The organism is Quadrisphaera sp. INWT6, assembly GCF_015390235.1.
Lineage (GTDB): Bacteria > Actinomycetota > Actinomycetes > Actinomycetales > Quadrisphaeraceae > Quadrisphaera.
The window spans coordinates 184,108-200,752 of the sequence record NZ_VUOH01000001.1; the positions used below are offsets into that span (position 1 = coordinate 184,108).

The 16,645-nt window shown below is 74.7% G+C and carries 13 protein-coding genes and 3 pseudogenes; 12 read left to right on the top strand and 4 right to left on the bottom strand.

Annotation, left to right across the window (positions count from 1 at the left end):
• Positions 1–30: 30 nt before the first annotated feature.
• Entirely contained in the window at positions 31–1,749 is a 1,719-nt protein-coding gene (locus tag F1641_RS00770; RefSeq protein ID WP_194902602.1) for a glycoside hydrolase family 16 protein, read from the top strand.
• 14 nt (positions 1,750–1,763) lie between these two features.
• Here the strand turns inward: F1641_RS00770 and F1641_RS00775 are convergent, their stop codons facing one another.
• Positions 1,764–3,137, bottom strand: coding sequence for a UDP-glucose/GDP-mannose dehydrogenase family protein (locus F1641_RS00775; protein WP_194902603.1), 1,374 nt, complete (start codon positions 3,135–3,137; stop codon positions 1,764–1,766).
• A 258-nt stretch (positions 3,138–3,395) separates the two neighbouring features.
• Between F1641_RS00775 and F1641_RS00780 the strand changes: the two genes are divergently transcribed.
• From F1641_RS00780 to F1641_RS23620, 8 genes and pseudogenes are all read left to right on the top strand, one after another.
• Entirely contained in the window at positions 3,396–3,632 is a 237-nt protein-coding gene (locus tag F1641_RS00780) for a hypothetical protein (RefSeq protein WP_194902604.1), read from the top strand.
• A gap of 91 nt (positions 3,633–3,723) precedes the next feature.
• Positions 3,724–4,248: a DUF427 domain-containing protein gene (locus F1641_RS00785; RefSeq protein WP_194902605.1), complete on the top strand. Its 525-nt coding sequence runs from the start codon at positions 3,724–3,726 to the stop codon at positions 4,246–4,248.
• A gap of 142 nt (positions 4,249–4,390) precedes the next feature.
• Positions 4,391–5,434, top strand: a complete 1,044-nt coding sequence (locus tag F1641_RS00790) for a LacI family DNA-binding transcriptional regulator (RefSeq protein ID WP_194902606.1) — start codon at positions 4,391–4,393, stop codon at positions 5,432–5,434.
• A gap of 147 nt (positions 5,435–5,581) precedes the next feature.
• Complete coding sequence (locus tag F1641_RS00795; protein WP_194902607.1) at positions 5,582–6,814, top strand: sugar ABC transporter substrate-binding protein; 1,233 nt, start codon at positions 5,582–5,584, stop codon at positions 6,812–6,814.
• Positions 6,815–6,825: 11 nt separating this feature from the next.
• A complete protein-coding gene (locus F1641_RS00800) occupies positions 6,826–7,824 on the top strand; it encodes a carbohydrate ABC transporter permease (protein ID WP_194902608.1) in 999 nt (332 codons plus the stop codon).
• 125 nt (positions 7,825–7,949) lie between these two features.
• The gene (locus tag F1641_RS00805) at positions 7,950–8,702 is read left to right on the top strand and encodes a carbohydrate ABC transporter permease (protein ID WP_194903257.1); all 753 of its coding nucleotides are present in this window, start codon (positions 7,950–7,952) and stop codon (positions 8,700–8,702) included.
• Between the two features lie 77 nt (positions 8,703–8,779).
• Positions 8,780–9,614, top strand: a pseudogene (locus F1641_RS23615) (ThuA domain-containing protein).
• 47 nt (positions 9,615–9,661) lie between these two features.
• Positions 9,662–10,732, top strand: a pseudogene (locus F1641_RS23620) (Gfo/Idh/MocA family protein); the annotation flags it as partial.
• A gap of 75 nt (positions 10,733–10,807) precedes the next feature.
• Here F1641_RS23620 and F1641_RS00820 read toward each other — a convergent pair.
• On the bottom strand, positions 10,808–11,743 hold the full coding sequence (locus F1641_RS00820; protein WP_194902609.1) for a hypothetical protein: 936 nt from the start codon (positions 11,741–11,743) through the stop codon (positions 10,808–10,810).
• Between the two features lie 128 nt (positions 11,744–11,871).
• Entirely contained in the window at positions 11,872–12,495 is a 624-nt protein-coding gene (locus F1641_RS00825; protein WP_194902610.1) for a hypothetical protein, read from the bottom strand.
• Between the two features lie 6 nt (positions 12,496–12,501).
• On the opposite strand from F1641_RS00825, the gene F1641_RS00830 reads away from it, so the two are divergent.
• The gene (locus F1641_RS00830) at positions 12,502–13,296 is read left to right on the top strand and encodes a hypothetical protein (protein WP_194902611.1); all 795 of its coding nucleotides are present in this window, start codon (positions 12,502–12,504) and stop codon (positions 13,294–13,296) included.
• Positions 13,297–13,313: 17 nt separating this feature from the next.
• Here F1641_RS00830 and F1641_RS00835 read toward each other — a convergent pair whose 3' ends face one another.
• Positions 13,314–13,607 carry a hypothetical protein gene (locus F1641_RS00835; protein WP_194902612.1) on the bottom strand — a complete coding sequence of 98 codons (294 nt, stop codon included), beginning with the start codon at positions 13,605–13,607 and terminating at the stop codon, positions 13,314–13,316.
• Here F1641_RS00835 and F1641_RS00840 point away from each other — a divergent pair.
• Entirely contained in the window at positions 13,567–14,403 is an 837-nt protein-coding gene (locus F1641_RS00840; protein WP_194902613.1) for a hypothetical protein, read from the top strand. The two genes, F1641_RS00835 and F1641_RS00840, sit on opposite strands and share 41 nt — an antisense overlap.
• A gap of 267 nt (positions 14,404–14,670) precedes the next feature.
• Positions 14,671–16,468 (top strand): annotated as a pseudogene (gene metG / locus F1641_RS23625) (methionine--tRNA ligase).
• Positions 16,469–16,645 lie beyond the last annotated feature (177 nt).

A 16,645-nucleotide genomic window follows, 5' to 3' on the forward strand; every position in this document is an offset into this window, starting at 1 on the left:
ACGGGGCGGGTCCTCGGCGAGGGTCGGACCATGAGGAGGTCTGCGCTCGCCGCGCTGCTCGCCGCCGGCGTGCTCGCCGCTCCCCTCACGGCCGGCGACAGCGCCGCCCTCGCCGCGGGCCCCGCGGGCGCGACGGCCACCGCCTCCTCCGGCAGCCCGTCGGCTCTGGCCGACGGCGACCCCGCCCGCGGAGCGCTGGGGGCGGAGTGGTCGGCGTCGTCCAGCGACACCGCTCCCTGGGTGCAGCTGACGTTCCCGTCGGCGCGCCGCACGGCGAGCGTCCAGGTGTTCGGTTCCTCGGCCGACGCCTTCGACCCCGCGCAGTCGACCGCCGCAGCCCTCTACGGCGTCCTGCGCTTCTCCGACGGCTCGACCGTGGACGTCCCGGGCATCGCCGCGGGCGCCGGCATGCCCACCACCGTCGCGTTCACCCCCCGCACGACGACGTCGGTGCGGCTCGAGCTGCGGCGGCAGGTCGGGAGCGCCCCCGTCGCGCTGCGCGAGCTCACCGCCTACGACGCCGGCTCCACCCCGCCGCAGTGGGCGGCCCCTGCAGGCTCGCCCACCTACGCCGCGACCCCCGCGGCCGCGACCTGCCCCACCTCGACCGCGCCCACCCAGTCCGTCGCGCCAGCGCTCGCGGGCCGTCTGTCGCTGGCCTGCCCGACGCCGGGGTCGAGCACCGGCGACGCCGCGACCGTCGTCGTCAACGCCCCGGCGGGCACGGCCCTCACGGCCTGGGTCTCCGTCACCGGCGGCGCCCGGGGCACCACGGGGCGGCAGGTGCCCCTGCGCCGTGCCGCGACGGCCACCGCCGACGCCTCCGGCCGCGCCGTCCTGACCGCCGACGTGCGCCGCCTGCCCCAGGGGCCGTTCGCCCTCAAGGTGACGGCCGCCCCGGGCACCGCCGGCCCGCAGCTGGTGCCCCTGTACGTGCAGCTCTTCCGCAGCGGTGGGGTGCCCGCCTCCACGCCGTCGTCACCCGCCGGGTCGAGCCCGCCGCAGGGGACGACGCTGGTGTACGCCGACGACTTCGACGCCCCGCTGTCGGTCAGCGAGTCGGGGTGGGGCACCCGCTACGCCGCGGTGAAGCCCGAGCCGTGGGGCGGCTCGCAGTTCGGCGACGCGCTCTTCGCCGACCCCGCCCGCGGCGCCGGCACCCTCGCCACCCTGCCCGGTGGGTACCTGCGCGTGCGGGCCCAGCCCATCGGGGTGCTCGCGCCGCAGCAGACGTGGGGGCAGCAGCACGCCGCCGGGATCCTGTCTTCGCAGCGCTTCGGCGGCTCTGGGTTCAGCGCCCAGCACGGGTACTTCGAGGCGCGGATGCTCGGCGCCCCCGGTCCTGGGGCGTGGCCCGCCTTCTGGATGCTGAACAGCAGCAGCGGCACCGGCCGCGCCGACGGGACGGCGGCCGAGGTCGACGCCGTCGAGCTCTACGGCCACGACACGGACGCCACCTGCCACACCACCCACAGCTGGGGGCCCGCCAAGGGCGGACAGAAGGCGTGCGGAGAGCAGCCGCTGGACTGGGCCGCGGAGTGGCACACCTACGGGGTGCGGGTGCTGGACGGGAGAGCCGACTTCTTCGTGGACGGGCGGAGGGTCGCGTCGCTGGCCGAGCTCAGCCACACCGACGAGCCGTTCTTCTTCATGCTCGACCTCGCCACCGGCGGCGGCTGGCCCGTCGACCTCGCGGCGACGGGCCAGACCACCGACCTGTACGTGGACTGGGTCCGCGTCTACACCTGAACCGGCACGGGGCGTCAGGCGTTGGGGCGGCCCAGGGCGCGGTAGGTGAACCCGGCGGCGCGCCACGCGGCGGCGTCGAGCACGTTGCGCCCGTCGATGACCTGCGTGCCGCGCACCAGGGTGGCGACGTGGGCGGGGTCGAGCCCGACGTACTGGGGCCACTCGGTGAGCAGCAGCACCACGTCGGCGCCGGACAGGGCCTCCTCGGTGGAGGTGGTGTACGTCAGGTCGCCCCACAGGCGCTGGGCGTTGGCGACGGCCTCGGGGTCGGTCACCACGACGTCGGCGCCCTGCAGGCGGGCCTGAGCGGCGATGGAGATGGCGGGGGAGTCGCGCACGTCGTCGCTGTGGGGCTTGAACGCCGCGCCCAGCACGGCGACTTTGCGGCCGATGAAGGAGCCGCCGCAGGCCTCGCGGGCCAGGTCGACGACCTTGGCGCGGCGGCGCATGTTGATGCCGTCGACCTCGCGCAGGAAGGTCAGGGCCTGGTCGGCGCCGAGCTCGCCGGCGCGGGCCATGAAGGCGCGGATGTCCTTCGGCAGGCAGCCGCCGCCGAAGCCGACGCCGGCGTTGAGGAACTTGCGGCCGATGCGGTCGTCGTGGCCGATGGCGTCGGCCAGGACCTTCACGTCGCCGCCGGCGGCCTCGCAGACCTCGGCCATGGCGTTGATAAAGGAGATCTTGGTGGCCAGGAAGGCGTTGGCGGCGACCTTGACCAGCTCGGCGGTGGCGTAGTCGGCGATGAGCACGGGGGTGCCGGCGGCGATGGGGCGGGCGTAGACGCGGCGCAGCAGGGCCTCGGCGCGGGGGCTGGTGGTGCCCAGCACGAAGCGGTCGGGGGAGAGGGTGTCGGTGACGGCGTGCCCCTCGCGCAGGAACTCGGGGTTCCAGGCCAGCTCGAGGTGCGGGGCGCGCTCGGCGAGGACGTCGGCCAGGCGGGCGGCGGTGCCGACGGGGACGGTGGACTTGCCCACCAGCAAGGCCGGGCCCTTGACCACGTCGGCCAGGGCCTCGAAGGCGCGCTGGACGTAGGTGGTGTCGGCGGCGAGCTCGCCCTTGCGCTGGGGGGTGCCGACGCAGACGAAGACGACGTCGCACGCCTTGAGGTCGCCGACCTCGGTGGTGAAGGTGATCTCGCCGTCGGCCTCGCCGGAGCAGACGCGGGTGAGCAGCTCGGGCAGGCCGGGCTCGAAGAAGGGGGCGCGGCCCTCCTTGAGGGCGTCGAGCTTGGCCTGGTCGATGTCGTAGCCGACGACGTGGTGGCCCAGTTCGGCCATGCAGGCGGCGTGGACGGCGCCGAGGTACCCCAGGCCGACCACGCCGACGCGCTGGGCTGCGGTGGCAGCGGCGTCGGTCGGCGCGGGGGAGGCGTCGGTGGTGGCGGTCATGGCCACAGCATGGCCGACTCCGGAAGACCTGTGAGACCACCGCAGCGGGTCTGCGCACCGACAACGGACCACGTTTGGCGCGGTCCGCTCCCGGGTAGCCAAGGAGGGCCCCAGCAGGGCCTCCTACCAGCGCCGGGAGGTCTCCCCGAGGGGGCCTTGTCACGGCCGGATCACGACCGGTCACGGTGTGGACACGACACGGTCCCGACACGCCGCGAGCGGTTCCTGCCGGTGCTCGCACCGGCCGACGATTGCCTCGTGATCCTGATCGCCGCCGCGCTCCTCGTCCTCGTCGTCGCCGGTGTCGCCGGGCTCGTGGCGCTGGGCGTCTGGGAGTCGCGGATGGCCGAGAGCGCCCCCCGCCGGGGCGCCCTGCTGGTCGCGGCCGACGAGCTGCTCGCCGCCCGCCGCGCCGGCGGAGAGACCGTCGCCGAGGCCCCGGCGCGCGCGCTGCGCCCGGTCCGCGCCCTGCGCGCGGCCCTCGCCCAGGGCTGACCCGCACCACCACCCCCGAGCCGCGGCGGCGGCCTCGCGCGCCGGACAGCGTCGTCTGGCAGCGCGGGGCCTGCCGCCGCACCATCGCGGGATGAGCCCGCGCGCGAGCCGCCCCGTCCCCGAGCCCGCAGGCCCCGGCCAGGAGTCCGTCTGGGACTACCCGCGCCCGCCGGCCGTGGACCCGTCGTCTCGGCGCGTGGTGGTCGCGTTCTCCGACGACGACGGCGGGGGCGAGCTCGCGGCGACGTCGTCCGCCGTCCGCGTGCTCGAGACCAGCCACCCCCCGACGTGGTACCTGCCGCGCGCGGACGTCGACGCCGCGCGCCTGCGTCCCAGCGCCGCCCCGCAGACCACCTGCGAGTTCAAGGGCCGGGCGACGTACTGGGACGTGGTCACCCCGGCGGGGGAGGTGCTCGAGGCGGCCGCCTGGAGCTACGAGCAGCCCTCGCGCGGTTTCGAGGCGGTCGCCGGGATGCTCTCGCTGCGCCCCGGGCGGCTGGTCTGCTCGGTCGACGGCGAGGTGGCCCGCCCCCAGGAGGGCTCCTTCTACGCCGGGTGGGTCACCGACGACGTCGTCGGGCCGTTCAAGGGGGCCCCCGGCACCGGGGGGTGGTGACCGCGCCAGCCGCTCCGGGGGTCGGGCAGGTCACGGTTGCATCACGGGGGCTTGCACGGCGGGGGGTGGGCGTCCTACCTTCCACGCAATCGATCCGTATCGACGACGAGCGGACGACGAGCAGCGAAGGAGGTGCTCTGGCATGGCCGTCCCCACCAGTCGTGACGTCGCCAAGCTGGCCGGCGTCTCCCAGAGCACCGTCTCGTACGTCCTCACCGGCAAGCGGCCGATCTCGGAGGAGACCCGCCGCCGCGTCGAGGACGCGATGACCCAGCTGACCTTCCACCCCAACGCCGGGGCCCGGGCCCTGGCCGGGCAGCGCACGCGCGTCGTCGGGCTCATGGCGCCGTTCGGCGCCTCCACCCACCAGCAGGGGATCCTGCCCTTCGTCGAGACCATCGCCAGCGGCCTGCGCGAGCACGACCACGACCTGCTGCTCGTCACCGCCGACGAGGGCGCCGAGGGCATGGCCCGCGTGGTCGGCCGGCGCATCGTCGACGCGCTCGTCGTCATGGAGGTCGGTGCCCGCGACGAGCGCCTGGCCGTCGCCGCCGGGCTCGGGGTGCCCGTCATCGTCATCGGCGTCCCGGAGGAGCCGGGTGACCTGCCCTGCATCGACCTCGACTTCGCCCACGGGGCCGCCCTCGCCGTCGACGAGCTGGTCGACGTCGGCTGCACGGCCGTCGCGCTGCTCGGCTACTCCGCCGTCACCACCCAGCGCGACCTGAACTACGTGAGCCGGTTCATCGGCGGTGCCGAGCGTCGCGCCGCCGAGCTCGGCGTGACGCTCCACCCGGTCTCCCCGGTGGAGGTCGACCGCGCCAGCATCGACGCCGCCCTCGACGCGGTCCTCGGCGTGGCCGGCGGTGAGGGCCTCGGGCTCCTCGTGCCGAACACCGAGGCCCTGCCCGTGGTGCTGCGCGCGCTGCGCGCCCGCGGGCTGGAGCCCGGCGCCGACGTCTCGCTCGTCGGCGTCTGCACCGACGCTGAGGCCGCGGCCAGCGAGCCCGCCCTGACCAACGTCTCCCTGGAGCCCCGCGACGTGTCGCGGCGGGCCGTGGAGGCGCTCTTCCGGCTCCTCGACCCCGAGCTCGGGGCGCCCGTCCCGGATGGCGCCGTCGAGCTCGTGCCGCCGCGGGTGACGCGGCGCGACACCACCCGGCCCGCCAGACGGCCCGCGGCCTGACCCTGCGCGGGGAGGGGGCCCGCGGAACGCCGACCATCATCGATACGCATCGACCACCAGGCGTGGTCACCACGGACCAGCAAGTCACCAGAGATGAGCGCACAGCGCTCGAAGGACCGCGATGACGCGGAGAAACGGATGTGGCCCATGGCTCGACGTCGAGCCCTCAAGACCACCCTCGCGGCCTCGGCAGCGCTGCTGCTGCCCCTGACCCTGGCCGCCTGCGGCGGCGGCTCCTCCAGCGAGGGCAGCAGCGGCGGCGACGCCGGCACCCTGACGATCCAGGACTACTACAACGACGACCCGGGCAAGACTGTCTGGGAGGGCGTCTACAACGCCTGCGCCGAGACCGCCGGCGTCGAGCTGAACATCGTCCACGTGCCCGGGTCCGACCTGATCTCCAAGGTCCTCCAGCAGGCGCAGTCGAAGACGATGCCCGACGTCCTCATGCTCGACAACCCCGACCTGCAGCAGATCGCCGCCTCCGGCGCCCTGGCCGACCTGTCGCAGTGGGACGTCTCGACCGACGGCTACGCCGAGGGCATCGTCCAGGCGAGCACCTACGACGGCAAGCTCTACGGCCTGCAGCCGATCACCAACTCGATCGCGCTCTTCTACAACAAGCAGCTGCTCGCCGACGCCGGCATCCAGCCCCCCACCACCTGGGACGAGCTGAAGACCGCCTCTGCGGCGCTCACCAAGGACGGCAAGTACGGCCTGGCGCTCTCGGCGATCAACACCTACGAGGGCACCTGGCAGTTCCTGCCCTTCTTCTGGTCGGCCGGTGGCGACGAGAAGGACATCAACACCCCCGAGGCCGCACAGGCCCTGCAGCTGTGGGTCGACATGTTCCAGGCCGGCTCCATCTCGCAGTCCGCGGTGAACTGGACCCAGGCCGACGTCAACGACCAGTTCAAGGCCGGCAACGCCGCGATGATGGTCAACGGCCCCTGGCAGTTCCCGAGCCTGGCCGAGAGCGGCATCGACTACGGCGTCGTCCCGATCCCGGCGCCCACCGCCGGCGCCCCCACCGTCTCGCCGCTGGGCGGCGAGACCTGGACCGTGCCCGAGACCGGCAACGCCGACAAGCAGGCCAAGGCCGCCGAGATCATCAAGTGCATCAACTCCGACGACAACCAGCTGCTGCTGGCGGAGAAGAACAACACGGTCCCGACCAAGACGGCCATCGCCGAGCAGTACGGCGCGACCAACCCGGCCGTGAAGGGCTTCGCCGACCTGGTCCCGGACCTGCGCGCCCGCACCGGCGAGCTCGGCGAGGAGTGGCCTGCGGCCGCCACGAAGATCTACACGGCGGTGCAGGAGGCCCTGGTCGGCGGCAAGAGCCCCGAGCAGGCCCTGGCCGACGCGCAGAACGGCTGAGCGGTCAGCCGATGAGCACACGAGCAGACGCGGGCACGCTCGCGTCCGCGAGCGACGCGGCTGCTCGGCAGCCCCGGGGCGGCGTCCAGCCGCCGTCCCGGGGCGGCCGGCCCGGCCGGTCGTCCGCCCGCACCAAGGCCCGCATCGCCGAGCTGGCCTTCCTCGTCCCCGCCCTGGTCTACCTGGTCCTGTTCTTCGGCTACCCCGTGGTCAAGAACCTGCTCATGGGGTTCCAGGCGTACACGACCAAGACCTTCTTCACCGGTGAGGCGCCCTTCGTCGGCCTGGACAACTACGCCGCCGTCCTGAGCTCCTCGCTGTTCGACAAGGCGCTGCTGAACACGGTCCTGTTCACCGCCGGGTCGATCCTGGGCCAGTTCGTCATCGGCCTGGCCATCGCGGTGTTCTTCCGGCGCTCCTTCCCGCTGAACAACGTCCTGCGCGCGCTCCTGCTGCTGCCGTGGCTCGTTCCGCTCATCGCCTCCGCGGCGGTGTGGCGCTGGATCCTCGACACCGACTACGGCGCGCTCAACCGCGCCCTGCAGCTGCTGCCCTTCGTCGACGGCAACCCCGCCTGGCTGACCAGCACGTCGCTGGCGCTGATCGCCGTCATCGGCGTGAACATCTGGCTGGGCATCCCCTTCAACGCCACGATCCTCTACGGCGGCCTGCAGGAGATCCCCGAGGAGCTCTACGAGGCCGGCGCCCTGGACGGCGCCACCGGCTGGCGGGCGTTCCGCCACATCACCTGGCCCCTGTTGCGCCCGGTGGTCACCGTGGTGCTCGTGCTCGGCGTGGTCTACACACTGAAGGTGCTCGACATCATCCTGGGCCTGACCAACGGCGGGCCCGCCAACTCCACGCAGACCATCGCGACCCTCAGCTACGTCCGCTCCTTCAAGGAGTTCGACTTCGGGCAGGGCGCCGCGCTCGGCAACGTGCTGGTGCTGCTGTCCCTGCTGTTCGCCGTGGTGTACCTGCGCCTGAACCGGAAGGCGGTCGACGAGTGAGCGCTGTGCCGATCTCCACCGCCCCCGCCGAGGGGGTCGACGACGGCGCGCCCGTCACGAACGCTGCCAAGCCGGCCGCGCACCGGTGGATCTCCACCGCGGTCGGCGTGGTGATCATCGCCTTCATGCTGTTCCCGCTGTACTGGATGGTCAACGTGTCCCTCCAGAGCGGCGGCGGGGCGGTGGCCACCCCGTGGTTCCCCGCTGCGCCCTCGCTCGACGGGTACGTGCAGGCGTTCAACGACCAGGGCCGCAACCTCGTCACCTCGCTGGTGGTGAGCCTGGGCTCCGTCGTCCTCAGCCTGATCATCGCGGCCCCGGCGGCGTACGCCCTGGCCCAGTTCAAGATCCGGTGGGCGACCTGGGTGCTCTTCGGCGTGCTGATCACGCAGATGATCCCGGGCATCGTCGTCGCGAACGCCCTCTACAGCGCCTTCAGCGACATCGGGCTGCTCAACTCGCTGCCCGGGCTGATCCTCGCCGACTCGACGGCGGGGGTGCCGTTCGCGATCATCGTGATGCGCGCCTTCATGGGCAGCATCCCGCCGTCGATCGTCGAGGCGGCGCGCGTCGACGGCGCCGGCCAGCTGCGGGCCTTCGTGTCCGTGGTGCTGCCCATGAGCCGCAACGCGCTCATCACCGCCGGGCTCTTCACGTTCCTCTTCGCCTGGGGCGACTTCCTGTTCGCCCTCACCCTCACGACCACGGAGGACGTGCGCCCGGTCACCCTGGGCCTGTACCAGTACATCGGCACCTACGTCAGCGACTGGTCGCCGATCATGGCCACCGCCGTCCTGTCGTCGCTGCCCGCCATCGTCCTGCTCCTGGTCGCCCAGCGGTACGTCGCCGCCGGGGTGACCGGGGGTGCCGTCAAGTGACCACCACAGGGAGCCCCACGTCCATGTCAGAGATGAAGACCGGTGACCACGGCGAGGAGGACGGCCGCCGCTTCGCGGTGACCGGCCCCGACCGCGGTGCCGACTCCAGCGTCGCCGCCACCGGCCGCGCCATCCGCGTCACCGTGTGGGGCGAGAACGTCCACGAGCGCAACGAGCCCGAGGTGGCCGAGCGCTACCCGACCGGAATGCACGGCGCGGTGGCCGAGGGCATCGAGGAGCTGCTGGGGGAGCGGGCCGTGGTCCGCACCGCCACCCTCGACGCCGACGCCGAGCACGGCCTGTCCGAGGAGGTCCTGCGCGAGACCGACGTGCTCACCTGGTGGGGGCACGCCGCCCACGACCAGGTCAGCGACGAGGTGGTCGAGCGGGTGCACCGCCACGTGCTCGACGGCATGGGGCTGATCGTCCTGCACTCGGGCCACTGGTCGAAGATCTTCACCAAGCTCATGGGCACCACGTGCACGCTGCGCTGGCGCTCCGAGCACGACCGCGAGCTGGTGTGGACCGTCGACCCGACGCACCCCATCGCGCAGGGCGTCCCGCACCCGATGGTCATCGACGAGGACGAGATGTACGGCGAGTTCTTCGACGTGCCCGCCCCCGACGAGCTGGTCTTCCTCTCCACCTTCACCGGCGGCGAGGTCTTCCGCTCGGGCATGACCTACAAGCGCGGTCACGGGAAGATCTTCTACTTCCGCCCCGGCGACCAGGACTACCCCACGTACTTCCACGCGGGCGTCCGCCGGGTCATCGCCAACGCGGTGGAGTGGGCCGTCACGCTGCGCCCCCCGCCGCGAGACGCCGGTGCTCCTGCGCCACAGCACCGAGGACTTCTACCGGGGCTTCGACTACACCGGCGCCCTCGACCCGTCCGCGCGGGTGGGTTCGTGATCGGCGCCGGCTCCACCGGGAACGCCGATGCCGTGAAGGTCGTCCAGGTCGGTGCGGGCGCCATGGGCGGCTCGTGGATCTCCATGGTCGCCCAGTCGCCCGACGTCGAGCTGGTCGGCCTGGTCGACCTCGACCTCGACGCCGCGCGCAACCGCCTCGCCGAGCACGGCCACCCCGACGTGGCCGTGGGCACCGACGCGGTGGCGCTGGCCCGGGAGACCGGCGCGCGCGCCGTCCTCGACATCACGGTGCCCGGCGCCCACCACCCCGTGACGACGGCGGCGCTGTTCGCGGGCCTGCCGGTGCTGGGCGAGAAGCCCTGCGCGGCGACCCTCGCGCAGTCGCTGTCGCTGGTCGCGGCCGCCGAGGTGACCGGCGAGCTGTTCATGGTCAGCCAGTCGCGCCGGTGGAACCCGCAGCTGTGGGCCTACCGCGACCTGCTGCGCGGCCTCGGGGCTGTCGGCCTGCTCCAGACCGACTTCTACAAGGCCCCGCACTTCGGCGGGTTCCGCGACGAGATGGCGCACCCGCTGCTGGTCGACATGGCCATCCACCAGTTCGACATGGCGCGCTTCCTCCTCGGCACCGAGCCCGTCTCGGTGAGTTGCGAGACGTGGAACCCCTCGTGGAGCTGGTACGCCGGCGACGCCTCGGCCACCGCGGTGTTCGAGTTCACCGGCGGCGCCCGCTACGTCTTCAACGGCTCCTGGTGCGCACCGGGTGCCGAGACGTCGTGGAACGGCTCCTGGCGCGGCGGTGCCGAGAAGGGCAGCGCGCTGTGGGACGGCGACCACGAGCCGACCGTCGACGTCGCCGACGAGGGCGCGGCTGTGCCCGAGACCGGGGCGCGGCTCCCGCACGACGGGATCGCCGGCGCGCTGGCGGTCTTCGTCGACGCGCTGCGCAGCGGCACCACCCCGCAGAGCGAGGTGCACGAGAACGTGCTCAGCCTCGCGATGGTCGAGGCGGCCGTGGAGTCGGCGGCCTCGGGGGCCCGCGTGGCCCTGGACGACGTGCTCACCCGCGCCTGGGAGCAGGCCGTGGCCGAGGAGCGCCGCGACGACGTCCGCGAGGCGCTGCGCGGCTGGACCTCCGTGCGGGGCGCGCTGACCCGCTGAGAGCCGACCCTCGACGCAGCTGCGCCCCGCCTCCCGGACCCCCGGGGAGCGGGGCGCAGCTGCGCGGGAGGTGGGTCAGCGGCTGAGGCGGCGACGGCGCTCCTGCGCCGACAGGCCCAGGACACCCGCGAGCAGCGCACCACCGACCAGCAGCGGCGCGAGCACGGCCGCGACGTCACCGGCGGTCTGCGCGGAGGTCGGCGACGTCGCGGTGACAGCCGTCGCCGCAGCCCGCAGGTCGTCCTCGGCGCCCGCGGCGGCGGCGTCAGCGGCGCGCAGCGCCGGCAGGGGAGCGGCCTGCGCGAGCTGGCCGGTCGCGCCCAGGTCGGGGACGGTGACCGCATCGGACAGGGGCACCACCGAGGCGCGGGTCACCACCTGCTCCAGCGTGGGCCGGGGGGTGGAGCGGACCGCGGTGCGCGCCGGCGCGGTGACCGCCGGTGCGGTGGTCGCGGGGACGGCGACCGGCGGGGTCGGCGTGGTCGCGGGGACGACCGGGACCACCACCGCGGGCTCGGTGGCGGTGACCTCGGGGACGGCTGCCGTCGGCGTGGTGACGGGAGGCGCGGTCGTGGCCAGAGCGCCGGTCGGGGCGGTCGTCGGCTCCGCCGCCGGAGCGGTGCTCGACGGGGCGCTGGGCTCCGGGGCCGTGCTCGGTGCCGTGCTCGGTGCCGACGTCTGCTCCGGGGCGGGCGCGGTGGTCGGCGCGGTGCTGGGTGCGGTGACCGGTGCCTGGGTGGGTCGGATGGTGGGGGCCTCCGCCGACGGCTCCACGGGGCTCGCATCCTCGGAGCCGGGGGCGCCGAACGCCTGGGCGCGCGCCTGCGGGGCCTCCTCGGAGCCCGACCCGGTGGGAGCGCCGAAGGAGGCCGCCCCCGACGGGGCCGTGGCCGCGGACGCAGCGCCGGGGGCCAGGAGCACCCCAGCGGCCACCAGGGTCGCGACACCGAGGCCCCGCACACCCGCCGCCGTCCGTGCGCGCGGGCCGATCGTCGACTGGCAGTGCTCCACGGTCTGTCCCCTCCTCCGGTGCAGGGGCGGCTCACCGCTCCACCCGTGCACCGCCATGGTCGCGCGTCGCGTGCGCAGACGGAAGTCCGCTGTCCTTCTGTGACGGCCTCGTGATCCGCCCGCGGGGGTCAGCGCAGCGCGCGGCGTCCGCGGGTGCGGCCCGTGGCGACCCGCACGCGCTGGCGGCGGGCCCCCTCCCACGCCGTCCCGACCAGTGCGAGGGCGGCGCCGGCCATGGCCGTGAACAGCAGCGCGTCGTTCGAGGACGCCGCGGAGGAGGAGACCAGCGCGCTGCTGGTCTGCATCTGGGGCCCCGCCGCGACCTCACCGACCAGGCTGGCCTGGGCGAGGCTGTCGCCGAGCTGACTGGGCTGCTGCGAGGACGCCGTGCTCGGGACCTGCGCCGACAGGAGCTGGACGCCGCTCGCGCTTGACGCGGGGCGCGACGTCGCGAAGGCGCTGGACGTGCCGACGGGGGCGGCGCTGGAGGCCGAGGTGGACACCGAGGTGGATGTCGAGCCAGTGGCGCCGGCCTGCGCGATGGTCGAGCTGGTCGTCGTCGACGAGGGGGCCGCGGCGAGGCCCGTGGAGGTCCCCGCCACGGACGGGGCGGCAGCTGCACCCGCGCCCGGCAGCGCTGCGGCCGAGCTGGTGAGGGACGCCGAGGACGACGGCGCGGCGGGCGCCGCGAACGCCCAGGTCGGAGAGGTGCTCGGGGCTGGGCGGCGGTCCAGGCCGGCGAGGGGCTCCACCAGGGCGTGCTGCTCGAGGGCGCCGAGGAGACCGCCGGGGCCGGAGCGGCGGTCCCGCGGTCGGGAGCGCTCGACGACGACGTGCCGCCCGCGCTCGAGGACCCGGACGGAGGGCCCGCAGGCGACGAGGACCCGGAGGAGGGCTCCGACGTGGTGGGGGCCGAGGACGTGGGCTCCGAGGACGTGGGCTCCGACGTCGTGGGGGCCGACGGCTGCGACGAGGTCGGGGCGGGCGACGCCGCCGGGCTGCTGCTCGCGAGGGCGCTCGTGGGGGTGACCGCGGGCGTGGTGGTGGGCGCGGTGGTGGGCCTGACCAGGGGGGCGCTCGTGGGCGTGTCCGCTGCGGTGGGCTCGGGGGCCTGCGTCGAGGGGGCGGGTTCCGCGCTCGACGTCGTCCCGCTCGTCGTCCCGCTCGTCGTCCCGGTGTCCTCCGGGGGAGCGGCCGACGAGCTGCTGGGCGTAGCGCTGCCGGTGGAGGTCTCCGACGCGCTCGCCGAGGTGGTGGCCGTCGGCTCGTCGGCGTGGGCGACCAGCGGCATCCCGAGCACCCCGAGGGCCGCCAGCCCGACGGCTCCGAGGGCGCGGGCGCTCCGCGCCGCCGAGGGCGTCACCGGGGGCGTCCGGGGCAGGCGAGCATGGCGGTGTCCCGTCGGGGTCGTCGTCGGCGCCGACCCGCACCGCTGGGGCGCCGCAGGGGGGCGACGCCCGCTCATGGTGCCCGATGCGTCCTGGTTCGTGAAGTCCGGGACCGTCGCCAGACGATCACGGGGCGCCGACCCCGGGCCGCCTCGGCTGCGGTGACGTCGGGTGGTCCGTCGTCAGAGCGATGTGCGGTTCCGCCGCAGCCGCCGCAGCCACGACGGACCGGTCAGCGCCAGCAGCAGCGCGCCCCCGACCACCAGGGGCGCCCCCCACGCCGCGGCCTCCTGCACCCAGGCGACCGGCTCCACGGCCGTCGGCACCGGTGCGGCCTGCGGCGAGCTGACCGGCACCGGGGCGGCGCCCAGGAGGAGGGCGCCGGGGCCCCCGCCCCCGTCCGCGACGGCGGGGCCGGCGGTGAGGTCGGGGTCGGTGGCGACGAGGAGCGTCGCCGTCGGTGCGGGGCTGGGCACCCCCGCTGGGTCGGTCAGCGCCGCGACGGCCACCGAGACCGGTGAGGCCGCTGCGGTCCGCACCGTCCGGGCGGCTCGGAGGGCCACCGCGCGCCGAGCGGTCGGAGCTGCGGAGGCCACGGGACGGGGCGCGGGGCCCGAGGTCGCCGGTGAGGTCGCCGAGGGGCTGCCGGTCGGCGGTGCGGTGCCCGGGCCGCCCGTCGGCAGCGCGCCCGACGAGGGGGTGGGACCGCTCGCGGGGCACGACGGCGTCGCGGTGGAGGCCCCCCGCGTTCCCGTCGGAGTGGCGGTGGGGGTGCCGGCCGCAGGGGGCGTCGGTCCCGCGTCCGCGGTCCCGGGGGAGGCGGTGGGGGCGTCGAAGGGGACGGGCGACGCCGTCGTCGTGCTGCTGGGGGCCGCAGCGGTCGGCGGTGCAGGGGTCGAGGGGGTGTCCGTCGGGCAGGCCGTGGGACTGCCGGAGGGGAGCCCCGTCGGCGTCGACGTCCCCGGCGAGGGGGTCCCGGTCGGCGTCGCCGTCGGCGTGCCGCTCGCCGGTGGGGTGGGTCCGGTCGGTGCCGGGGTGGCGGTGGGCGACGACGTCGGCGTCTCGCCCACCGGGAGCGCTGACGGCGGCGCGGTAGGTGCAGCAGACGCTGAGGCGTCGGTGCTCGTCGCCGGGGTGGCAGTGGGGGTGGCAGTGGGGGTGGCAGTGGGGGTGGTCGCGGGGGCGCTGGCCGTCATGAGCGCACCGTCGGGGGTCGCGGCCGACGTCGTCGTCGGGCTCGCCGCGGCGTTGGTGTCAAGGGTCTGGGCCTGAGCCGGCGGGGCCAGCAGCGCCAGACCCGCCACGACCGCCACGACGGCGGGCACCGCGGTGCGCCCCGTGGTGAGCGCCCGAGAGCGGCGGGTCGGCATCCCAGGCTCCACGGCTCGCTCCGCCCGGGGCGGCGCGGCTGCCCACGGGACGCCGGCAGACCCGGCGTCCCACCAGCGTGCCCGTCCGAGGGGCCTCGGCGCGGGACCTCCGCGACATCCGCGTGTCGCGGTCTGCGGAGGCCGTCGGCCGGGTCAATAGGCTCGGGCCATGACCCACGTCCTGTCCGCCGTCGCCTGGCCGTACGCCAACGGCCCGCGCCACATCGGCCACGTCGCCGGTTTCGGCGTGCCCTCCGACGTCTACAGCCGCTACATGCGGATGGCCGGACACGACGTGCTGATGGTCTCGGGCACCGACGAGCACGGCACGCCGATCCTCGTGCAGGCCGAGGCGGAGGGCGTCACGCCGCAGGAGCTGGTCGACAGGAACAACCGGATCATCGTCGAGGACCTCGTCGCCCTCGGCCTGTCCTACGACCTGTTCACCCGCACCACCACGCGCAACCACTACGCCGTGGCGCAGGAGCTCTTCGCCACCGTGCACCGCAATGGGTACATGGTCGAGCAGACCACCATGGGCGCCATCTCGCCGTCGACCGGGCGCACCCTGCCCGACCGGTACATCGAGGGCACCTGCCCCATCTGCTCCTACGGCTCCGCCCGCGGCGACCAGTGCGACAACTGCGGCAACCAGCTCGACCCGGTCGACCTCGTCGACCCGCGCTCGCGCATCAACGGCGAGACCCCGCAGTTCGTCGAGTCGCAGCACTTCTTCCTCGACCTGCCCGCGCTCGCGGAGGCCCTGGGGGAGTGGCTGCACGGGCGCGACGACGCCGGGGCGTGGCGCCCCAACGTGCTGAAGTTCTCCCTCAACCTGCTCGATGACGTGCGCCCCCCGCGCCATGACCCGCGACATCGACTGGGGCATCCCGGTGCCGCTCGACGGCTGGCGCGACCAGCCGAACAAGCGGCTCTACGTCTGGTTCGACGCCGTCATCGGGTACCTGTCGGCGTCGGTGGAGTGGGCCCGCCGCTCCGGCGACCCGGAGGCGTGGCGGAAGTGGTGGTCGACCCCCGAGGCGCGCTCGGCGTACTTCATGGGCAAGGACAACATCACCTTCCACTCGCAGATCTGGCCCGCGGAGCTGCTCGGCTACGACGGCCGCGGGGCGCGCGGCGGCTCGCCCGGTGAGTACGGGGCGCTGGAGCTGCCCACCGAGGTGGTCTCCTCGGAGTTCCTCACGATGGAGGGCGGCAAGTTCTCCTCCTCGCGCGGCGTGGTCATCTACGTGCGCGACTTCCTCGCCCGCTACCAGCCCGACGCGCTGCGCTACTACATCGCGGTGGCCGGGCCGGAGAACCAGGACTCCGACTTCACGTGGGAGGCCTTCGTCCGCCGCACCAACGACGAGCTCGTCTCCACCTGGGGCAACCTGGTCAACCGCACGGCGTCGATGATCGCCAAGAACGTGGGCTCGATCCCGACCGCCGGACCGCTGACCGACGACGACGAGGCGCTGCTCGCCAGCGTCCGCGGCGGCTTCGCGACCGTGGGCGGGCTGATCCAGGGGCACCGGCAGAAGGCCGCCATCACCGAGGCGATGCGCCTGGCCGGCGAGGCCAACCGCTACCTGGCGGCGCAGGCGCCCTGGCAGCTCAAGAAGACGGACCCGGCGCGCATGGAGACGGTGCTGCACGTGGCGGCGCAGGCCGTCGTCGACCTGAACACGCTGCTCTCCCCGTTCCTGCCGCACTCGTCGTCGCTGGTGCACCGCGCGCTCGGCGGCGAGGGCGAGTTCCAGCCGATACCGGTCATCGCCGAGGTCGACGACCTCGACGGCGGCCCCGGCTACCCCATCATCACCGGCGACTACTCGGCGCCGCCCGCCTGGGCGCCCCGCGACGTCGTGCCCGGGACGCCGGTCGCCCCGCCGTCGCCGATCTTCACCAAGCTCGACGAGTCCGTGGTCGAGGAGGAGCTGGCCCGCCTGCGCGGAGGCTCCTGACCCCCGGGGCGCCGCACTCCGCGCCCCTTGGACGCCCGTGTGGCCCCATCGAGGACGTCGAAGGGGCCACACCGGCAGTGAGGGGGCCACGCGGGCGGTGGTGCGGCCCGCGTCGGGACGACGGCGGCCTCGGTCCCCATGCCGGGGTTGTCCACAGCCAGCTTGCGTGGCCCGACA

Bases quoted from the DNA above. Each gene is read 5' to 3' on its own strand.
- F1641_RS00790 (WP_194902606.1), top strand. From the start codon at position 4,391: ATGGCCGTCCCCACCAGTCGTGACGTCGCCAAGCTGGCCGGCGTCTCC.
- F1641_RS00805 (WP_194903257.1), top strand. From the start codon at position 7,950: ATGCTGTTCCCGCTGTACTGGATGGTCAACGTGTCCCTCCAGAGCGGC.
- F1641_RS00800 (WP_194902608.1), top strand. From the start codon at position 6,826: ATGAGCACACGAGCAGACGCGGGCACGCTCGCGTCCGCGAGCGACGCG.
- F1641_RS00770 (WP_194902602.1), top strand. From the start codon at position 31: ATGAGGAGGTCTGCGCTCGCCGCGCTGCTCGCCGCCGGCGTGCTCGCC.
- F1641_RS00775 (WP_194902603.1), bottom strand. From the start codon at position 3,137: ATGACCGCCACCACCGACGCCTCCCCCGCGCCGACCGACGCCGCTGCC.
- F1641_RS00785 (WP_194902605.1), top strand. From the start codon at position 3,724: ATGAGCCCGCGCGCGAGCCGCCCCGTCCCCGAGCCCGCAGGCCCCGGC.
- F1641_RS00795 (WP_194902607.1), top strand. From the start codon at position 5,582: ATGGCTCGACGTCGAGCCCTCAAGACCACCCTCGCGGCCTCGGCAGCG.